Raw genomic sequence first — 17,251 nt, forward strand, 5'->3', positions numbered from 1 at the left:
GCCACTTGCCCGGCAGTTTGCCCTTGAGGCATAAGAGAGCCACAACTCGACAAGGATGTTTATCTTGCGCCTCTTATCCCGTGTTTTGCTCTTGATCCTCGCCCTGATCGGCGTCGCCCTGGCCGTGGTCCTGTATTACGTGGCCAATCCGAAATTGCCCGACTATATGCCCGCCCGGCAGGTGCACTATCAGGATCAATGGAGCGCTGCCGACCGCCAGACCTATTACTTCACCCCCCAGGGCACTCAGGTGAAGGGCCTGCGTTATGAGTGGTTCGCCGCCCTGGAACTGCCCTTCTCCACGCAACGCTTCGCCGCGCCGCAGTACCTGGCCCGCTTCGGCTTCCTGGTGGATCCGGCGCAGCAGGCCAGCGCCGATAACCCGGCGAACCTGCCGGTCGGCTTCACCCGCCATCAGAACCCTGGCAGCCCGCAGCAGTACCTGGACATCACCTGCGCCGCCTGCCACACCGGCGAGCTGCGCTACAACCAACAGGCCCTGCGGATCGACGGCGGTTCGGCACAACATGTATTGCCCTCCAGCGTGCCCACCCTGCGCGGCGGCAGCTTCGGCCAGGCCCTGGTCGCCAGCTTGGCGTCGACCTATTACAACCCGTGGAAATTCGAGCGCTTCGCCCGCAACGTGCTGGGCCAGAACTACGACGCCGAGCATGAACAACTGCGCAAGGACTTCAAGGCGTCGCTGGACACCTTCTTGCACGTCGCCTGGAACGACACTCACCGCGGCCTCTATCCCACCGAGGAAGGCCCCGGACGTACCGATGCCTTTGGCCGGATCGCCAATGCCAGCTTCGGCGACGCCATTTCCCCCGACAACTATCGGGTAGCCAACGCACCGGTGGACTATCCGCAGCTATGGGACATCTGGACCTTCGACTGGGTGCAGTGGAACGGCTCGGCCCAGCAACCCATGGCCCGCAATATCGGCGAGGCGCTGGGTGTAGGCGCCACCCTGAACTTCTTCGATGCCCAGGGCCAGCCGCTCAAGGGCGATGCCCGATACGCGTCGAGCGTTCGGGTGCGCGACCTCAACCGCATCGAAGAAACCCTGCAACGACTGAAACCGCCGACCTGGCCAGAAGAACTGTTCGGCGGCATCGACAAGCCCCTGGCGGCCAAGGGGCGAGCGCTGTTCGCGGAAAACTGTGCAGGTTGCCATGTCCCGCCGGTCACCGAGGTCAACGGGCGCCCGGTACAACAACTGAAGATGCTGCCAGTCGCGGTGATCGGCACCGACCCGAATACGGCCAACAATATTGCCGATCAGCGTTACGACCTGAGCGCGCTGCAATGGGACGCCACCGAACTGGCGCAATCAAATGTCCAGTTGCACCCCACACCCGCTGAGCCGCTGGACATGCGCCAGCTGTCAGCGGCCAAGGGCCTGGCCTATGTCACCGCCTTCGTCGAGGAGCGCGCCTACCGGGATGCCCAGGTGACCCCGGCGGAACGCCCGCGACTCGACGGCTACGGCTTGCCGATCGGCGTCCGCGAACTGCGCGCCTACAAGGCCCGGCCGCTGGCCGGGGTATGGGCTACCCCGCCCTTCCTGCATAACGGCTCGGTGCCCAGCCTGTATCAGTTGCTTTCGCCTCAGGACGAACGCGCCAGCACCTTCTATAAAGGCACCTTCGAATACGATCCGAAGCATCTGGGCTATCGTACCGAGCCGTTCAAGAACGGCTTCCTGTTCGATACCAGGATCAGCGGCAATCACAACAGCGGCCATGAATTCCGTTCGGGCAAGCGTGGCGACGGGGTGATCGGCCGCCTGCTGCAACCCGAGGAACGCTGGGCCCTGCTGGAATACTTGAAAGTGCTGGGCGGACCGCTGGAGGCGCAACTGCCATGACCCTGGCCCTCATCGAAAGGACGGTTTCATGCTGATCACCTTATGGCTGCGCATAGGGGCGCTGCTGCTCAAGACACTTCTGCTGCTGGTGCTGATCGCCCTGCTCGGCTGGGCGCTGAGCAGCGCCTGGTCGATCTGGCGCTACCAGGGGCCGGTTTCGACCGAAGAACAGGTCCCGCCCGGCGAAGCCACCATGACCCAGGACATCATCCAGACCGCCGTGCGCATCGTCGATCAGCACCGGGATAACACCCGTTACCTGCGCGACGCCCACGCCAAGGCCCACGGCTGCGTAAAAGCCGAGGTCCAGGTGCTCGAGCAACTGGCGCCGCCGTTGCGCCAGGGCGTGTTCGCCGAGCCCGGCAAGACCTGGCAAGCCATGGTGCGGCTGTCCAACGGCAATGCTTATCCACAGTTCGACAGCATTCGTGACGCGCGCGGGATGGCAATCAAGTTGTTGAATGTGCCCGGCACCCAGCTATTGAAGGAACAGCAGGGCCGTGGCGAGCAGGACTTCGTGATGTTCAACCATCCGAACTTCTTCGTCAGCGATGTCGCCGAGTACCGGCAGAATGTCGCCGCGCAGGCGGACGGAAAAAAGGTCGGAGCCTTTTTCCCCGGCTGGGACCCACGCACCTGGCAGGTCCGCCACCTGTTCATTGCCTTGGCCACCCTGTCACCGCCCCCGGCCAGCCCGACGCAAACCCACTATTTTTCGGTTTCGCCCTACAAGTTCGGCAGCGCCAACGCCAAGTTCCGCGTCGCGCCGGACCCCGACAGCTGCCCGACGTATAACCTGCCTGCACAAAACCAGGCCCTGCCCAACTTTCTACGCAACGCCCTGAACCAGCAGCTGTCGACCGACCGCGTGCCGGCCTGCCTGGTATTGCAGGTGCAGCGCCAGGACCCAAGCCACTACATGCCCATCGAAGACACCAGCATCGAATGGCGAGAAAGCGATGCGCCCTTCGAAACCGTGGCGCGGATCAAAATTCCTGCCCAGGACTTCGATACCCCGCGGCAGAACCTGCAATGCGACAACCTGTCCTTCAACCCCTGGTTCGGGCTGGAAGCGCACCGCCCCATCGGCGGCATCAACCGCCTGCGCAAGGCGGTGTACGAAGCGGTCAGTGACTACCGGCACAGCCGCAATGCCGAGCAGTGATCCAGAAACGAAAAAAGCGGCCCGCGGGCCACTTTTTTGGGGAACATTTACATACTCCAGACAGCAAAAAGCCCGCGTTAGCGGGCTTTCTGTTATGAGCTGGCGTTCAGTGTTCCAGCTCATCGAATATGGCGCAGCGGACGGGACTCGAACCCGCGACCCCCGGCGTGACAGGCCGGTATTCTAACCGACTGAACTACCGCTGCGCGTAGCACTGAAAGCGAATGGTGGGTGATGACGGGATCGAACCGCCGACCCTCTGCTTGTAAGGCAGATGCTCTCCCGGCTGAGCTAATCACCCTTCACGTTCGGTGTGGCGCGCATTCTACGGAGCGTCCCCTACTCTGGCAAGCACTTTTTAAAATAATTTTTTCAGGCCTTCCAAAGGCTTAGCGGAGGGTTGGCCTATGGAGCTGCGCGGAGAATAATGCCCCCCTTTGTATAAAGGAGAGATTCACCCCATGTGGTTCAAGAACCTGCTTATCTATCGCCTGACCCAAGATCTGCCCTTTGATGCTGAGGCGCTGGAAACCGCACTGGCCACCAAACTGGCGCGTCCATGTGCAAGCCAGGAGTTGACCACTTACGGTTTCGTCGCGCCATTCGGCAAAGGCGAAGATGCGCCGCTGGTCCACGTCAGCCAGGACTTCCTGCTGGTCGCCGCGCGCAAGGAAGAACGTATTCTGCCTGGCAGCGTGGTGCGCGACGCGGTCAAGGAAAAGGTCGAAGAGATCGAAGCCGAGCAAATGCGCAAGGTCTATAAAAAGGAACGCGATCAGATCAAGGATGAAATCATCCAGGCATTCCTGCCCCGTGCCTTTATCCGCCGCTCCTCGACTTTCGCCGCCATCGCGCCGAAACAGGGCCTGATCCTGGTCAACTCGGCCAGCCCGAAACGCGCCGAAGACCTGCTCTCCACCCTGCGCGAAGTACTCGGCACCCTGCCGGTGCGTCCGCTGACCGTGAAGACCGCGCCGACCGCGATCATGACCGACTGGGTGAAAACCCAACAAGCCGCCGACGACTTCTTCGTGCTCGACGAGTGCGAGCTGCGCGACACCCATGAAGACGGCGGTATCGTCCGTTGCAAGCGCCAGGACCTGACCAGCGAAGAAATCCAGCTGCACCTGAGCACCGGCAAGGTGGTCACCCAATTGTCCCTGGCCTGGCAGGACAAACTGTCCTTCATGCTCGACGACAAGATGACGGTCAAGCGCCTGAAGTTCGAAGACCTGCTGCAGGATCAGGCGGAACAGGACGGCGGCGACGAAGCCCTCGGCCAGCTGGATGCCAGCTTCACCCTGATGATGCTGACCTTCGGCGATTTCCTCCCGGCGCTGTTCGAAGCCCTGGGTGGCGAAGAGATTCCACAAGGCATCTGACCTTGTAGCAGCCTGCTTGCTGGCGACGGGCCGCATCCGGCCTAATCGCCAACTCGCTCGCTCCTGCGGGAGCACCACAGACGCCACCGCTTTCGGTGGCGTTTTCATATAAGAAGGAACAGGCCATGCGTGCACTGGCAGCATTAAGTCGTTTTGTCGGCAATACCTTTGCCTACTGGGTTCTGATTTTCGCGGTGGTGGCGTTCTTGCAGCCAGACTGGTTCATCGGCCTCAAGGGCGCCATCGTGCCGCTGCTGGGCCTGGTGATGTTCGGCATGGGCCTGACCCTGAAGCTCGAAGACTTCGCCGAAGTCGCGCGCCATCCGTGGCGTGTGGCCCTGGGCGTGGTCGCGCACTTCGTGATCATGCCGGGCGTGGCCTGGTTGCTGTGCCAGGTATTCCACCTGCCGCCGGAAATCGCCGTCGGCGTGATCCTGGTCGGCTGCTGCCCGAGCGGTACGTCGTCCAACGTCATGACCTGGCTGGCCCGCGGCGATCTGGCGCTGTCAGTGGCGATCGCCGCCGTCACCACCCTGCTGGCGCCGCTGCTGACCCCGGCCCTGATCTGGCTGCTGGCCTCGGCCTGGCTGCCGGTCTCGTTCATGGAGTTGTTCTGGTCGATCCTGCAAGTGGTACTGCTGCCGATCGTGCTCGGGGTGATTGCCCAGCGTGTGCTTGGCGACCGGGTACGGCATGCGGTGGAGGTATTGCCGCTGGTGTCGGTGGTCAGCATCGTGATCATCGTCACCGCGGTGGTGGCCGCCAGCCAGGCGAAAATCGCCGAGTCCGGCCTGCTGATCATGGTCGTGGTGATGCTGCATAACAGCTTCGGTTACCTGCTGGGTTACTTCACCGGCCGCCTGTTCAAGCTGCCGTTGGCGCAACGCAAATCCCTGGCCCTGGAAGTCGGCATGCAGAACTCCGGCCTCGGCGCCGCCCTGGCCAGCGCGCACTTCTCGCCGCTGGCGGCGGTGCCGAGCGCATTGTTCAGCGTCTGGCACAACATTTCCGGGGCGCTGCTTTCCACCTGGTTCCGCCGCATGAGCGAAAAGGACGACCGCGCACTGGCTGCCCAGCAGGCGAACGACTGAGGAGAAACCTTGATCCCCGGATTAATGATGGGCACTATACTGCGCAACGCGGGGACGACCCCGCGGCTCGATCGAGTCATTAATCTGGGGACGACCCCGTCAATCGATGGAGGTCATCATGTCCTGGATCATTCTGTTTTTCGCCGGCCTGTTCGAAGTGGGCTGGGCCGTCGGCCTCAAGTACACCGACGGTTTCAGTCGCCCTCTCCCCACCGCCCTGACCATCGCCGCCATGGCGGTCAGCCTCGGCCTGCTGGGGCTGGCCATGAAGGAGCTGCCGCTGGGCACTGCCTATGCCATCTGGACCGGAGTCGGCGCGGTCGGCACGGTGATCGCCGGGATCATTCTGTTCGGTGAGTCCATGGCGCTGTTCCGCCTGGCCAGCGTGGCGCTGATCATTACCGGGCTGATCGGCTTGAAGGTCAGCGCGGCCTGATACAAGCAAACGCCCCAACAAAAACGCCCACAACTCTGTGGGCGTTTTTATAGGCGCTGGAAACCTAGCGCACGCTACCGCGCAGCTCACCCACCAGGGTTTGCAAACGGGCCGGTTCGGCACTGTCGGCGGTCACGGCCGAACCCGCCACCAGGGTCACTCGCGACCACAGGCGACGGAACAGTCCCTTGCTTGGATCGCGGCTGAAAAAGCTGCCCCACAGCCCCCGCAACGCCAGCGGAATCACCGGTACCGGTGTCTCTTCGAGAATCCGCGTCAGCCCGCCCTTGAACTCATTGATCTCGCCATCGGCGGTCAGCTTGCCTTCCGGGAAGATGCACACCAGCTCGCCATCCTTGAGGTAGCGGGCAATCTGGGTGAACGCCCTTTCGTAGATCTGGATGTCCTCGTTGCGCCCGGCAATCGGAATGGTCCCGGCGGTACGGAAGATGAAGTTGAGCACCGGCAGGTTGTAGATCTTGTAATACATCACGAAACGAATCGGCCGCCGCACCGCGCCGCCGATCAGCAAGGCATCGACGAAGGACACGTGATTGCACACCAGCAACGCCGCGCCTTCATCCGGGATCGCCTCCAGGTTGCGGTGCTCGACCCGGTACATGGAATGGCTGAGCAGCCAGATCATGAAACGCATGCTGAACTCGGGGACGATCTTGAAGATGTAGGCGTTGACCGCGATGTTCAGCAGCGACACCACCAGGAACAGCTGCGGGATCGACAGCTTGGCCAGGCTCAGCAAGACGATCGAGACAATCGCCGACACCACCATGAACAACGCGTTGAGAATGTTGTTCGCGGCAATCACCCGCGCCCGCTCGTTCTCCGGGGTCCGCGACTGAATCAGTGCATACAGCGGCACGATGTAGAAACCACCGAAGATGCCCAGGCCGAGAATATCGATCAGCACCCACCAGGCGTGGCCATAGCCGAGTACCTCGAGCCAGCTGTACCCCGCCTCGCTTGGCGCAATCCCGCCGGAATGCCACCACAACAGCAGGCCGAACACCGTCAGGCCGAACGAGCCAAAAGGCACCAGGCCGATCTCGACCTTACGTCCCGAGAGCTTCTCGCACAGCATGGAACCGGCGGCGATGCCCACCGAGAACACCGTGAGGATCAGCGTGACCACTGTCTCGTCGCCGTGCATCCACTCCTTGGCATAGGCCGGAATCTGCGTCAGGTAGATCGCCCCGACAAACCAGAACCACGAGTTGCCGACGATCGAGCGCGACACGGCCGGCGTCTGCCCCAGGCCCAGGCGCAGGGTGGCCCAGGACTGGCTGAAGATGTTCCAGTTCAGGCGCATGTCCGGGGTGGCCGCCGCGGCCCGGGGGATGCCCCGACTGGCGAGGTAACCGAGCACGGCGACGGCAATGATCGCCGTCGAGACAATCGGTGCGTAATGGGCGGAGGACATCATGATCCCGGCGCCTATGGTGCCGGCGAGAATCGCCAGGAAAGTGCCCATTTCCACCAGGCCGTTGCCCCCCACCAGCTCTTCCTCCCGTAGCGCCTGGGGCAGGATCGAATATTTCACCGGGCCGAACAGCGCCGAGTGGGTGCCCATGGCGAACAGCGCCAGCAACATCAGCGACAGGTGATCGAAGACAAACCCCACCGCCCCCACGGCCATGATCACAATCTCGCCGAGCTTGATCAGGCGGATCAACGCGTCCTTGGCGAATTTCTCGCCGAATTGCCCGGCCAGCGCCGAGAACAGGAAGAACGGCAGGATAAACAGCAAGGCGCAGAGGTTGACCCAGATCGAGCGGTCACCCTCGATGGCCAGCTTGTAGAGAATGGTGAGGATCAGCGACTGCTTGAAGATGTTGTCGTTGAACGCACCGAGGGACTGGGTAATGAAGAACGGCAGGAAACGCCGCGTACGAAGCAAGGTGAACTGTGAGGGGTGACTCATCTTCCATGTCCCTGAGTGGCTTGGATGCTGTTATTGGATTATCGATCTTCGATCCAGGCCACAACCTTACCTAAAGTTCGCGGATTATTTCGCTAATCCTGCGATGCAAGGCGAAACGAACAGCTCGCCACGATAAGCGCCCTGCAGCGTGCGCTTGCCCACCAACAGCCACATCAGTGCCAGCGCCAGGACCAACAGGCTGCCGAACACCGCGAAAAACGTCAGGTTCAGGGTAGCGGCCAGTTTCAGGGTGGTCAGGGCATAGACCCCCAGCGGGAAGGTGAACCCCCACCAGCCGAGGTTGAACGGAATGCCGTCGCGCAGGTAACGCAGGGTGATCAGCAGCGCCGTCAGCATCCACCACAGGCCGAAACCCCACAGGGTGATACCGGCCACCAGGCCCAGGCCCTCGGCGATTTCGCCCATTGCGGCCATGCCGTTGGCGGCGAAGATCGCTGGAGCGTCCGCGCCCAGCAGCAACATGCCCAGGGCCCCTGTGCCGATCGGCCCCAGGGCCAGCCAGCTCGAGGCAGCCATGCTTTCGTGAGGCAGCTTATGCAAGGCCATGCGCAGCAGGAGAATGGTCAGGATGCTGAAAGCCACCGGCAGCGAGAAGGCCCAGAGCACATAGCTGGTCACCAGCATCACCAGTTGCGAATGCGCGTCCACCAGATGCGGCGCCAGCAGCCCGCCACTGGCGGCGGCGACTTCGGCCGCGACCACCGGCAATAGCCAGACCGCGGTCATCTGGTCGATACGGTGCTCCTGGCGGGTGAACATCATGTAGGGAATCAACACCCCGCAAGCCAGCGACAGCGCCACATCCAGCCACCACAGCAGCTCGGCCAGCTGCACCACGCCGTCACCCCAGCGCGGTACGCCGAACAGCAGAAAACCGTTGATGATGGTGGCCAGGCCCATGGGGATGGTGCCGAAGAACATCGAGACCGTGGAGTGCCCGAAAATCCGCCGGGCTTCGTCGAAGAACATTACCCAGCGTGCCGCATAAGCGACGCTGAACACTACGAACAGCCCGATGGTGAACAACCACAGCGCCTCGGCCAACAGGTGCAGGCCCGGGATCCGCAGCGGCAACTGGGCCAGCGCCAGGGCCAGCACGCCGGTGCCCATGGTGGCGGCGAACCAGTTGGGGGTGAAATGGCGGATGGCTTCGCGAGGATGCTGCAGCTGGCTCAAGGGCCGTCCGGTTCTGAGGGTGTTGGGGCATGTCATGGTGTGATCTCCTGTCCTCCGATGAGGTGGAGCCCATGGTAGAACCGGATCGAATATCTATATAACGGGTAATTTCTCTATCTGTTATCTATTTTATAAATATAAGAGCTAGACACTGCCTGCGTTTCAACTACCGGCATCCGCGTCGCGCTCAACTCTCTTGCGCGACGCAGGCCTTGGCGGTTCGCTGACGCAGCAACCCCAGCAAAGCGCCCAGGGACAACAGGATCAACACCGCGCCATAACCATCGGTGGTCGCGATCAGGCCGAAACTGCGCGTCAGGTTTCCCGCCAACAGGGATGGCAGGCAGAACGCCAGATAACTCAGGACATAAAACGCCGACATCAACCCCGCCCGCTCATGGGGCAAGGCCAGCGGCATCACACTGCGCAGAGCACCGAGGAACCCGGAGCCAAAACCTCCGCCCGTGACCAGGGTGCCGAGGAAGAACAGCGGCAGGCTGGCGGTGTGCACGGCGATGAGGATCAGGCTGATGCCGACGGCCAGCAGGCTCGCGCCCAACCGCAGAACCTTGTCGGCCGGACGATGGCGCAGGGAAACAATCATCAGGGCACCGCTCAGGGTCAGCACCGCCACCAGGCCACCGCCGATCAGGTTCGAGGTCGAGCCTGTCGCGGTGCGCACCAGCGATGGCGCCAATGACAGAAAGAACCCGCCCACGGCCCATACCGCCACATCCACCGGCAACGCCAGCCACAGCGCCCGCCGCGCCTGGGGCGGTACATGCAGCGAGGGCCGCAGGGAAGCCCAGACACCGGCCTGGGCAGTGACCGTCTCCGGCAGGCGCCAGACGTACAGCGCCTGGGCGACAAACAGCACCAGCAGCAACCAGTAGGCCAGTTGCAGCGGCAACGGCGCATATTCCACTAGCAAGCCGCTGCCCATCGCCCCGCACGCCATGCCCAGCAAGGGCGCCACGCTGTTGACCAACGGCCCCTGCTGGCGGTCGGTATCCAGCAGCGCCGCCCCCAGCACGCTGGTGGCCATGCCGGTGGCGAAGCCCTGCATCACCCGGGCAGCAATCAGCCAGGCCACGCTGTCGGCCTGGATGAACAGCAGCATCGCCAGTATGTCCAGCAGCAGCGCCACGAAGATCACCGGCTTGCGCCCCAGATAGTCCGAAAGCGAGCCCACGGTCAGCAGCGCCGCCAACAGGCTCAAGGCGTAGACGCCGAAGATCAGGGTCAAGGTCGCCGACGAGAATTGCAGCGCCTCCTGATACAGGTGATACATCGGCGTCGGCACACTGGAAGCGGCGAGAAAACTGAGTAAGGTGATCGCCAGAAACAACAGTCTGGAACGGTTTGACCGTGAAGAGTCGACACTACTGGACATGGGCACGCTCCATTAAAGCTAATTTTTTGCTTTTGCGGATTGTGCTACCGCCTCGCTCTTAAAGCAAATTCTTTGTGTTAAGGTTCGATCCATGGCTATTAAAGAAGGTTTACGCCCGGGCGGACGCAGTGCCCGGGTACAGGAATCCATCCACTCGGCAGTCAGGGAACTCCTCGAAGAACAGGAGCGCTCGACCCTGACCGTGCCGCAAATCGCCACCCGCGCCGGCGTTACGCCCTCGACCATCTACCGGCGCTGGGGCGACCTGTCGGCACTGCTGGCGGATGTCGCCCTGGAACGCATGCGCCCGGACAGCGAACCGGCCGCCACCGGCAGCCTGCGCGGCGACCTGCGGGCCTGGGCCGAACAATACCTCGACGAAATGAGCTCCGAACCCGGGCGCAACATGATGCGCGACGTGCAATGCAGCAGCACGCCCGGCTATTGCGTGAACATTCTCAGCGGGCAATTGCAGATCATCCTCGACCGTCACCGGCACAGCGAGGCGGCCCTGCCCAGCATCGACCGGCTGTTGAACATGCTGGTGGCGCCAACGGTGTTCCGCATCCTGTTCGCCGCGCAACCGCTTGAAGTGCAGGAACTGCATGAACTGATCGACATCGCGCTGCGGCCTTGAGGCTGCCCTCGCGCCGACCGGTTCCGAGCCACCTTCCATAAGCGCGCGCCTTCCGCGATAAAACCTGACAGGCAGCCCTCTTCCCCCTGCGACACCTGGCCGCGCCAATACCTTGGTCGACACTGACGAACCCCGAACATCGTGCGAGACTGTCTGACCGGGCTGAAGCGCCCGGCGCGCCTTTATGTTCGGAGTTTCCATGTCGCTGTCCAGCGGGCTGATCGCCATCGTCGCCCTGGCCTATATGGCCATCATGTTCGCCATCGCCTTTTACGGTGACCGTCGCAGCGCGCCCTTGCCGCCGCGGGTGCGTGCCTGGGTGTACAGCCTGTCGCTGGCGGTGTATTGCACCAGCTGGACCTTCTTCGGCGCCGTCGGCCAGGCCGCCGAGCAACTCTGGTCGTTCTTGCCGATCTACCTGGGGCCGATCCTGCTGCTGGTACTCGCGCCCTGGGTCCTGCAAAAGATGGTGATGATCAGCAAGCAGGAAAACATCACCTCCATCGCCGACTTCATCGCCGCGCGCTACGGCAAGTCCCAGACCCTGGCGGTGGTGGTGGCGCTGATCTGCCTGGTCGGCGTGCTTCCTTATATTGCCCTGCAGCTCAAGGGCATCGTGCTTGGCGTGGACCTGCTGATCGGCGCGGGTGCCGACACCATGGGCACCCGCGCCCAGGACACGGCGCTGATCGTGTCGCTGATCCTGGCGCTGTTCACCATCGTCTTCGGTACCCGCAACCTCGACGCCACCGAGCACCACCGCGGCATGGTGCTGGCGATTGCCTTCGAGTCCCTGGTCAAGCTGCTGGCCTTTCTTGCGGTCGGCGCCTTTGTCACCTATGGCCTGTACGACGGTTTCGACGACCTGTTCAGCCAGGCCATGCTTGCCCCGCGCCTGGAGCAGTACTGGGAAGAAACCATCAACTGGCCGTCGATGGTGGTGCAGACCGGCGTCGCCATGATGGCGATCATCTGCCTGCCACGGCAGTTCCACGTCACCGTGGTGGAGAACATCGAGCCCCAGGACCTGCGCCTGGCCAAGTGGGTGTTTCCCGCCTACCTGGCCCTGGCCGCGCTGTTCGTGGTGCCGATCGCCCTGGCCGGGCAGATGCTGCTGCCCAGTTCGGTGCTGCCGGATTCGTTCGTCATCAGCCTGCCCCTGGCCCAGGCCCATCCGGCCCTGGCCGTGCTGGCCTTCATCGGCGGCGCGTCGGCCGCCACCGGCATGGTGATCGTCGCCAGCGTGGCCCTGTCGACCATGGTCTCCAACGACATGCTGCTGCCCTGGCTGCTGCGCCGGCAGAGTGCCGAACGGCCTTTCGAAGTGTTCCGCCACTGGATGCTCTCGGTGCGCCGGGTCAGCATCGTGGTCATCCTGCTGCTGGCCTATGTCAGCTACCGCTTGCTGGGCTCCACCGCGAGCCTGGCGACCATCGGCCAGATCGCCTTCGCCGCGGTGACCCAACTGGCCCCAGCCATGCTCGGCGCGCTGTACTGGAAGCAGGCCAACCGCCGCGGCGTGTTCGCCGGATTGGCGGCCGGTACTTTCCTGTGGTTCTACACCCTGGTCCTGCCGATCGCCGCCCACAGCCTGGGCTGGTCGCTGAACAGCTTCCCGGGCCTGGCCTGGCTGCACGGCAACCCGCTGAACCTGCCGATCACACCCTTGACCCAGGGTGTGGTGCTGTCGCTGGCCGGCAACTTCACCCTGTTCGCCTGGGTCTCGGTGCTGTCGCGTACCCGGGTTTCGGAACACTGGCAGGCCGGGCGCTTCATCGGCCAGGAAATCAGCGGCCGCCCCAGCGCCCGATCGATGCTGTCGGTACAGATCGACGACCTGCTCAAGCTCGCCGCGCGATTTGTCGGGGAAGAACGGGCCCGCCAGAGCTTCATCCGCTTTGCCTACCGCCAGGGCAAAGGCTTCAACCCCAACCAGAACGCCGACGGCGAATGGATCGCCCACACCGAACGCCTGCTGGCCGGCGTGCTCGGCGCATCGTCCACCCGCGCGGTGGTCAAGGCCGCCATCGAAGGGCGGGAGATGCAGCTCGAAGACGTAGTGCGCATCGCCGACGAAGCCTCTGAAGTGCTGCAATTCAACCGGGCCTTGCTGCAAGGGGCGATCGAGAACATCAGCCAGGGCATCAGCGTGGTCGACCAGTCCCTCAGGCTGGTGGCCTGGAACCGTCGCTACCTGGAGCTGTTCAACTACCCGGACGGGCTGATCAGCGTCGGCCGGCCGATCGCCGACATCATCCGCCACAACGCCGAACGAGGCCTGTGCGGGCCGGGCGAGGCCGAAGTGCATGTCGCCCGCCGCCTGCACTGGATGCGTCAGGGCCGCGCCCACACCTCCGAACGGCTGTTCCCCAATGGCCGGGTGATCGAGTTGATCGGCAACCCGATGCCCGGCGGCGGCTTTGTCATGAGTTTCACCGACATCACCCCGTTCCGCGAAGCCGAACAGGCCCTCACCGAAGCCAACGAAGGCCTGGAGCAGCGGGTCGCCGAGCGAACCCACGAACTGTCGCAACTGAACGCCGCGCTGACCGAGGCCAAGGGCACCGCCGAGGCCGCGAACCAGTCCAAGACGCGTTTCCTGGCGGCGGTCAGTCACGACCTGATGCAACCACTGAATGCCGCCCGGCTGTTCTCCGCCGCCCTCTCCCACCAGGACGACGGTTTGTCCGCCGAAGCCCAGCAATTGGTCCAACACCTGGACAGCTCCCTGCGCTCCGCCGAAGACCTGATCAGCGACCTGCTGGACATCTCCCGCCTGGAAAACGGCAAGATCAATCCGGAGCGCAAGCCGTTCGTGCTCAACGAACTGTTCGATACCCTGGGGGCCGAATTCAAGGTACTGGCCCAGGAGCAAGGCCTGAAATTCCGCCTGCGCGGCAGCCGTCTCAGGGTCGACAGCGACATCAAGCTACTGCGCCGGGTTCTGCAGAACTTCCTGACCAATGCCTTCCGTTACGCCAAGGGGCCTGTGCTGCTGGGCGTGCGCCGCCGCGGCAACCAGCTGTGCCTGGAAGTCTGGGACCGTGGACCGGGGATTCCACTGGATAAGCAGCAAGTGATCTTCGAAGAGTTCAAACGCCTCGACAGCCACCAGACCCGCGCCGAAAAAGGCCTGGGCCTCGGGTTGGCGATCGCCGACGGGCTGTGTCGCGTGCTCGGTCACGGCCTGCAAGTACGCTCCTGGCCGGGCAAGGGCAGCGTCTTCAGTGTCAGCGTGCCTTTGGCCAAGGCGGCCGTCAGCGCACCGAGGCAGGTGGCCGAACTCAATGGCCATCTGCTGTCCGGCGCCCAGGTGCTGTGTGTCGACAACGAAGACAGCATCCTGATCGGCATGAACAGCCTGCTCAGCCGCTGGGGCTGCCAGGTCTGGACCGCGCGTAACCGCGAAGAATGCGCGGCGCTGCTCAATGATGGCGTGCGCCCGCAACTGGCATTGGTGGACTATCACCTGGACGATGGCGAAACCGGCACCGAGGTCATGGCCTGGCTGCGTACCCAGTTGGGTGACCCGGTGCCAGGCGTGGTGATCAGCGCCGACGGGCGCCCCGAGATGGTCGCCGAGGTGCACGCCGCTGGGCTGGACTACCTGGCCAAGCCGGTGAAGCCCGCGGCGTTGCGGGCGCTGCTGAGCCGGCATCTGCCGCTCTGATAGCCCGCTCTCGAATCAATCCGGCAGTTCAAGCAACGCGCCGTCGGCATCGGTCATCGCCCGCTCCAGCAGGTCCGCCGGCAGGCTCTTGCTGGCACGCGCCCCGAGCAACCGCAGTTGTTCGCTGCGGCTGACCAGGTTGCCACGCCCCTCGGTCAGCTTGTTGCGCGCGGCGCTGTAGGCCTTGTCCAGCTGCTGCAGGCGATTGCCGACTTCATCCAGATCCTGAATGAACAACACGAACTTGTCGTACAGCCAACCGGCGCGTTCGGCGATTTCCCGGGCGTTCTGGCTCTGCCGCTCCTGCTTCCACAGGCTGTCGATCACTCGCAGGGTAGCCAGCAAGGTGGTCGGGCTGACGATCACGATATTGCGGTCGAAGGCTTCCTGGAACAGGTTGGGCTCGGCTTGCAAGGCAGCGGAAAAAGCTGCCTCGATGGGCACGAAGAGCAAGACGAAATCCAGGCTGTGCAAGCCTTCCAGACGCTTGTAATCCTTGCCGGCCAGGCCTTTGACGTGATTGCGCAAGGACAGTACGTGCTGCTTCAGCGCCGCCTGGCCGATCACTTCATCGTCCGCCGCGACAAACTGCTGGTAGGCGGTCAGGCTGACCTTGGAGTCCACCACCACCTGCTTGTCGCCGGGCAGCATGATCAGCACGTCGGGCTGGAAACGCTCGCCGTCGGGCCCTTTGAGGCTGACCTGGGTCTGGTACTCACGGCCCTTCTCCAGGCCGGCATGCTCCAGTACCCGCTCGAGAATCAGCTCACCCCAGTTGCCCTGGGTTTTCTGGCCCTTGAGCGCACGGGTCAGGTTGGTCGCCTCGTCGCTCAAGCGCAGGTTCAGCTGCTGCAGGCGCTCGAGCTCCTTACCGAGGGAAAAACGCTCGCGCGCTTCGGCCTGATAACTCTCTTCGACCCGCTTTTCGAAGGACTGGATGCGCTCCTTGAGCGGGTCGAGCAATTGTCCGAGACGCTGCTGGCTGTTCTCGGCAAAACGCTGCTCACGCTCGTCGAAGATCTTGCCCGCCAGCTCGGCGAACTGCGCCCGCAGCTCGTCCCGCGAGCCTTGCAGGTCGCTCAGGCGCTGCTGGTGGCTTTCCTGCTGCTCGCGCAACTCGGCATTCAATGACGCGGCCTGGGCGTCCAGACGCCGCAGTTCGGCTTCCTTGTTGGCCCGTTCAAGGTTCCAGGCGTGGGCGGCATCACGGGCGTTGTCGCGCTCGATCTGCAACAACTCGACTTCCCGGCGCACCGCCGCCAGGTCGGCCTGCTTCACGGCATTGGCCTGGCCCAGGTCGCTGATCTCGTCGCGGCAGGCATCCAGTTGGGCGTTCAAACCATCCTGCGCCAGCAACGCCGTGGCCAGGCGTTCCTCCAGCAGGGACAGTTCGGTTTGGCGGGAGCTCAGACGGCGTTGCAGTTGCCAGGCGAGCGCCACCAAGGGCAATGCCGCGCCTGCCAGACCGAGCAGTACGCTGGTCAAGTCCATAGCCATAGCCACTCCAGACAGTGAAATAAAGCTTGAAGGTTAACCAAGGGACCGAGGCTTGGACAGCTCAGTCTTCGATCTGGCCAAGCTCCAGCTGGGCGCGGCGATCGCCAGCCCGTGCCGCCTGGCGCAGCAGGTCATGACCGATCCGCCGATCGCGGGCGTTGCCGCATTCGCGGCACATCAGTTGGCCGAGACGGCTCTGCGCCGCCACTACCCCTTCCCGGGCAGGCTGCTTGAGCAAACGCCCGGCAAAGTGCTTGACGTTCCGGTTATCACTCAGGCGCGGGCTGTCGAGCAGCCACATGGCCACACGTAACGAAAAACGCTTGGGCTCGGTAACACTGGAAGAGGCAGAGGTAACAGAAGGTGACACTGAGCGAAACTTCATAAAGCACTGTAGGGCAGATCGGAAGGCGCGCCACTCTACTCCTTTTTTCACACGCGTAAAGTCGAAAAAACTCGGCACGCCCGTGCTAGAGCAAGCGCTTGGGACAATCCACAGAAGCTGTGGATAACTCAGTGGACAACCGCCCTACAAGTCTCCGAAAGCCGCATGGGACGGGGCCCGCAGTCAAACTGACGATTTTTTCACCAGTAAAAAAAACCGATGTTTTTCATTGACTTAAATTTTCATCGCAGGCATTGGAGGGCTCGACAGGTGAGGTGACAGGCCGGTGACAGTCCGCGCAACTATTGTGCACAAGTACCCTTGATCCGGTTATATCGGTGCACCTTTTTCGCCCGTTCACGGGAGAGCAGCAGCGAAGACCAAAGCTCCAGTAACAACTTTCTGCTCAACTACGGTGGAAAGGCCGGCCTGCCTTGTTCACGACCTCGCCCCTGTGACGCTCATAACCATTTTGCCTAACACACTTGCACCAGCTACATCAATCCGTTATCATCCACAGCGTTAGTACCAAGCTGAAAGTCAATTCTGGTCGAACAAATCCCCCGGTTCAGCTTCCCTGAAGAGA

General features: G+C 62.9%; 12 protein-coding genes and 2 tRNA genes. 7 read left to right on the forward strand and 7 right to left on the reverse strand.

Annotated features, from left to right (window positions below; genetic code table 11):
• Positions 1–64: 64 nt before the first annotated feature.
• Complete coding sequence (locus AC07Y9_RS03720; RefSeq protein WP_102679122.1) at positions 65–1,873, forward strand: di-heme-cytochrome C peroxidase; 1,809 nt, start codon at positions 65–67, stop codon at positions 1,871–1,873.
• Positions 1,874–1,901: 28 nt separating this feature from the next.
• Positions 1,902–3,038, forward strand: coding sequence for a catalase family protein (locus AC07Y9_RS03725; RefSeq protein WP_102679071.1), 1,137 nt, complete (start codon positions 1,902–1,904; stop codon positions 3,036–3,038).
• Positions 3,039–3,167: 129 nt separating this feature from the next.
• Here the strand turns inward: AC07Y9_RS03725 and AC07Y9_RS03730 are convergent.
• Together AC07Y9_RS03730 and AC07Y9_RS03735 are read right to left on the reverse strand one after the other, a co-directional pair.
• Positions 3,168–3,244 (reverse strand) — tRNA-Asp (locus tag AC07Y9_RS03730).
• Positions 3,245–3,263: 19 nt separating this feature from the next.
• A tRNA-Val gene (locus AC07Y9_RS03735) sits at positions 3,264–3,339 on the reverse strand.
• A gap of 160 nt (positions 3,340–3,499) precedes the next feature.
• Here AC07Y9_RS03735 and rdgC point away from each other — a divergent pair.
• The 3 genes from rdgC to sugE all read left to right on the forward strand — a co-directional run bounded on the left by rdgC (position 3,500) and on the right by sugE (position 5,947).
• The gene (gene rdgC / locus AC07Y9_RS03740; RefSeq protein WP_009045083.1) at positions 3,500–4,420 is read left to right on the forward strand and encodes a recombination-associated protein RdgC; all 921 of its coding nucleotides are present in this window, start codon (positions 3,500–3,502) and stop codon (positions 4,418–4,420) included.
• 125 nt (positions 4,421–4,545) lie between these two features.
• Positions 4,546–5,511, forward strand: a complete 966-nt coding sequence (locus AC07Y9_RS03745; RefSeq protein ID WP_102679070.1) for a bile acid:sodium symporter family protein — start codon at positions 4,546–4,548, stop codon at positions 5,509–5,511.
• Between the two features lie 118 nt (positions 5,512–5,629).
• On the forward strand, positions 5,630–5,947 hold the full coding sequence (sugE, locus tag AC07Y9_RS03750; RefSeq protein ID WP_007927818.1) for a quaternary ammonium compound efflux SMR transporter SugE: 318 nt from the start codon (positions 5,630–5,632) through the stop codon (positions 5,945–5,947).
• Between the two features lie 64 nt (positions 5,948–6,011).
• On the opposite strand, the gene AC07Y9_RS03755 is transcribed toward sugE, so the two are convergent.
• The 3 genes from AC07Y9_RS03755 to AC07Y9_RS03765 form a co-directional block, all read right to left on the reverse strand.
• Positions 6,012–7,886 (reverse strand): MFS transporter, encoded by a 1,875-nt coding sequence (locus tag AC07Y9_RS03755; RefSeq protein ID WP_102679069.1) that lies wholly within the window; start codon positions 7,884–7,886, stop codon positions 6,012–6,014.
• Between the two features lie 84 nt (positions 7,887–7,970).
• Positions 7,971–9,119: a TDT family transporter gene (locus AC07Y9_RS03760; RefSeq protein ID WP_102679068.1), complete on the reverse strand. Its 1,149-nt coding sequence runs from the start codon at positions 9,117–9,119 to the stop codon at positions 7,971–7,973.
• A 151-nt stretch (positions 9,120–9,270) separates the two neighbouring features.
• Positions 9,271–10,476 carry an MFS transporter gene (locus AC07Y9_RS03765; RefSeq protein ID WP_009045087.1) on the reverse strand — a complete coding sequence of 402 codons (1,206 nt, stop codon included), beginning with the start codon at positions 10,474–10,476 and terminating at the stop codon, positions 9,271–9,273.
• Between the two features lie 91 nt (positions 10,477–10,567).
• Between AC07Y9_RS03765 and AC07Y9_RS03770 the strand changes: the two genes are divergently transcribed.
• Together AC07Y9_RS03770 and AC07Y9_RS03775 are read left to right on the forward strand one after the other, a co-directional pair.
• Positions 10,568–11,113, forward strand: a complete 546-nt coding sequence (locus AC07Y9_RS03770) for a TetR/AcrR family transcriptional regulator (protein WP_102679067.1) — start codon at positions 10,568–10,570, stop codon at positions 11,111–11,113.
• Between the two features lie 199 nt (positions 11,114–11,312).
• Positions 11,313–14,783 carry a hybrid sensor histidine kinase/response regulator gene (locus tag AC07Y9_RS03775; protein WP_102679066.1) on the forward strand — a complete coding sequence of 1,157 codons (3,471 nt, stop codon included), beginning with the start codon at positions 11,313–11,315 and terminating at the stop codon, positions 14,781–14,783.
• A gap of 15 nt (positions 14,784–14,798) precedes the next feature.
• On the opposite strand, the gene AC07Y9_RS03780 is transcribed toward AC07Y9_RS03775, so the two are convergent.
• Positions 14,799–16,166 (reverse strand): DNA recombination protein RmuC, encoded by a 1,368-nt coding sequence (locus tag AC07Y9_RS03780; protein ID WP_162096439.1) that lies wholly within the window; start codon positions 16,164–16,166, stop codon positions 14,799–14,801.
• Positions 16,167–16,341: 175 nt separating this feature from the next.
• The gene (locus AC07Y9_RS03785) at positions 16,342–16,665 is read right to left on the reverse strand and encodes an SEL1-like repeat protein (RefSeq protein WP_102679065.1); all 324 of its coding nucleotides are present in this window, start codon (positions 16,663–16,665) and stop codon (positions 16,342–16,344) included.
• Positions 16,666–17,251 lie beyond the last annotated feature (586 nt).

This window comes from Pseudomonas sp. GW456-L12, from assembly GCF_059424045.1.

What these genes read in the sequence shown, in the direction of transcription:
- AC07Y9_RS03725 (WP_102679071.1), top strand. Translation starts at nt 1,902, where the DNA reads ATGCTGATCACCTTATGGCTGCGCATAGGGGCGCTGCTGCTCAAGACA.
- rdgC (WP_009045083.1), top strand. Translation starts at nt 3,500, where the DNA reads ATGTGGTTCAAGAACCTGCTTATCTATCGCCTGACCCAAGATCTGCCC.
- AC07Y9_RS03745 (WP_102679070.1), top strand. Translation starts at nt 4,546, where the DNA reads ATGCGTGCACTGGCAGCATTAAGTCGTTTTGTCGGCAATACCTTTGCC.
- sugE (WP_007927818.1), top strand. Translation starts at nt 5,630, where the DNA reads ATGTCCTGGATCATTCTGTTTTTCGCCGGCCTGTTCGAAGTGGGCTGG.
- AC07Y9_RS03755 (WP_102679069.1), bottom strand. Translation starts at nt 7,886, where the DNA reads ATGAGTCACCCCTCACAGTTCACCTTGCTTCGTACGCGGCGTTTCCTG.
- AC07Y9_RS03760 (WP_102679068.1), bottom strand. Translation starts at nt 9,119, where the DNA reads ATGACATGCCCCAACACCCTCAGAACCGGACGGCCCTTGAGCCAGCTG.
- AC07Y9_RS03765 (WP_009045087.1), bottom strand. Translation starts at nt 10,476, where the DNA reads ATGTCCAGTAGTGTCGACTCTTCACGGTCAAACCGTTCCAGACTGTTG.
- AC07Y9_RS03770 (WP_102679067.1), top strand. Translation starts at nt 10,568, where the DNA reads ATGGCTATTAAAGAAGGTTTACGCCCGGGCGGACGCAGTGCCCGGGTA.
- AC07Y9_RS03775 (WP_102679066.1), top strand. Translation starts at nt 11,313, where the DNA reads ATGTCGCTGTCCAGCGGGCTGATCGCCATCGTCGCCCTGGCCTATATG.
- AC07Y9_RS03785 (WP_102679065.1), bottom strand. Translation starts at nt 16,665, where the DNA reads ATGAAGTTTCGCTCAGTGTCACCTTCTGTTACCTCTGCCTCTTCCAGT.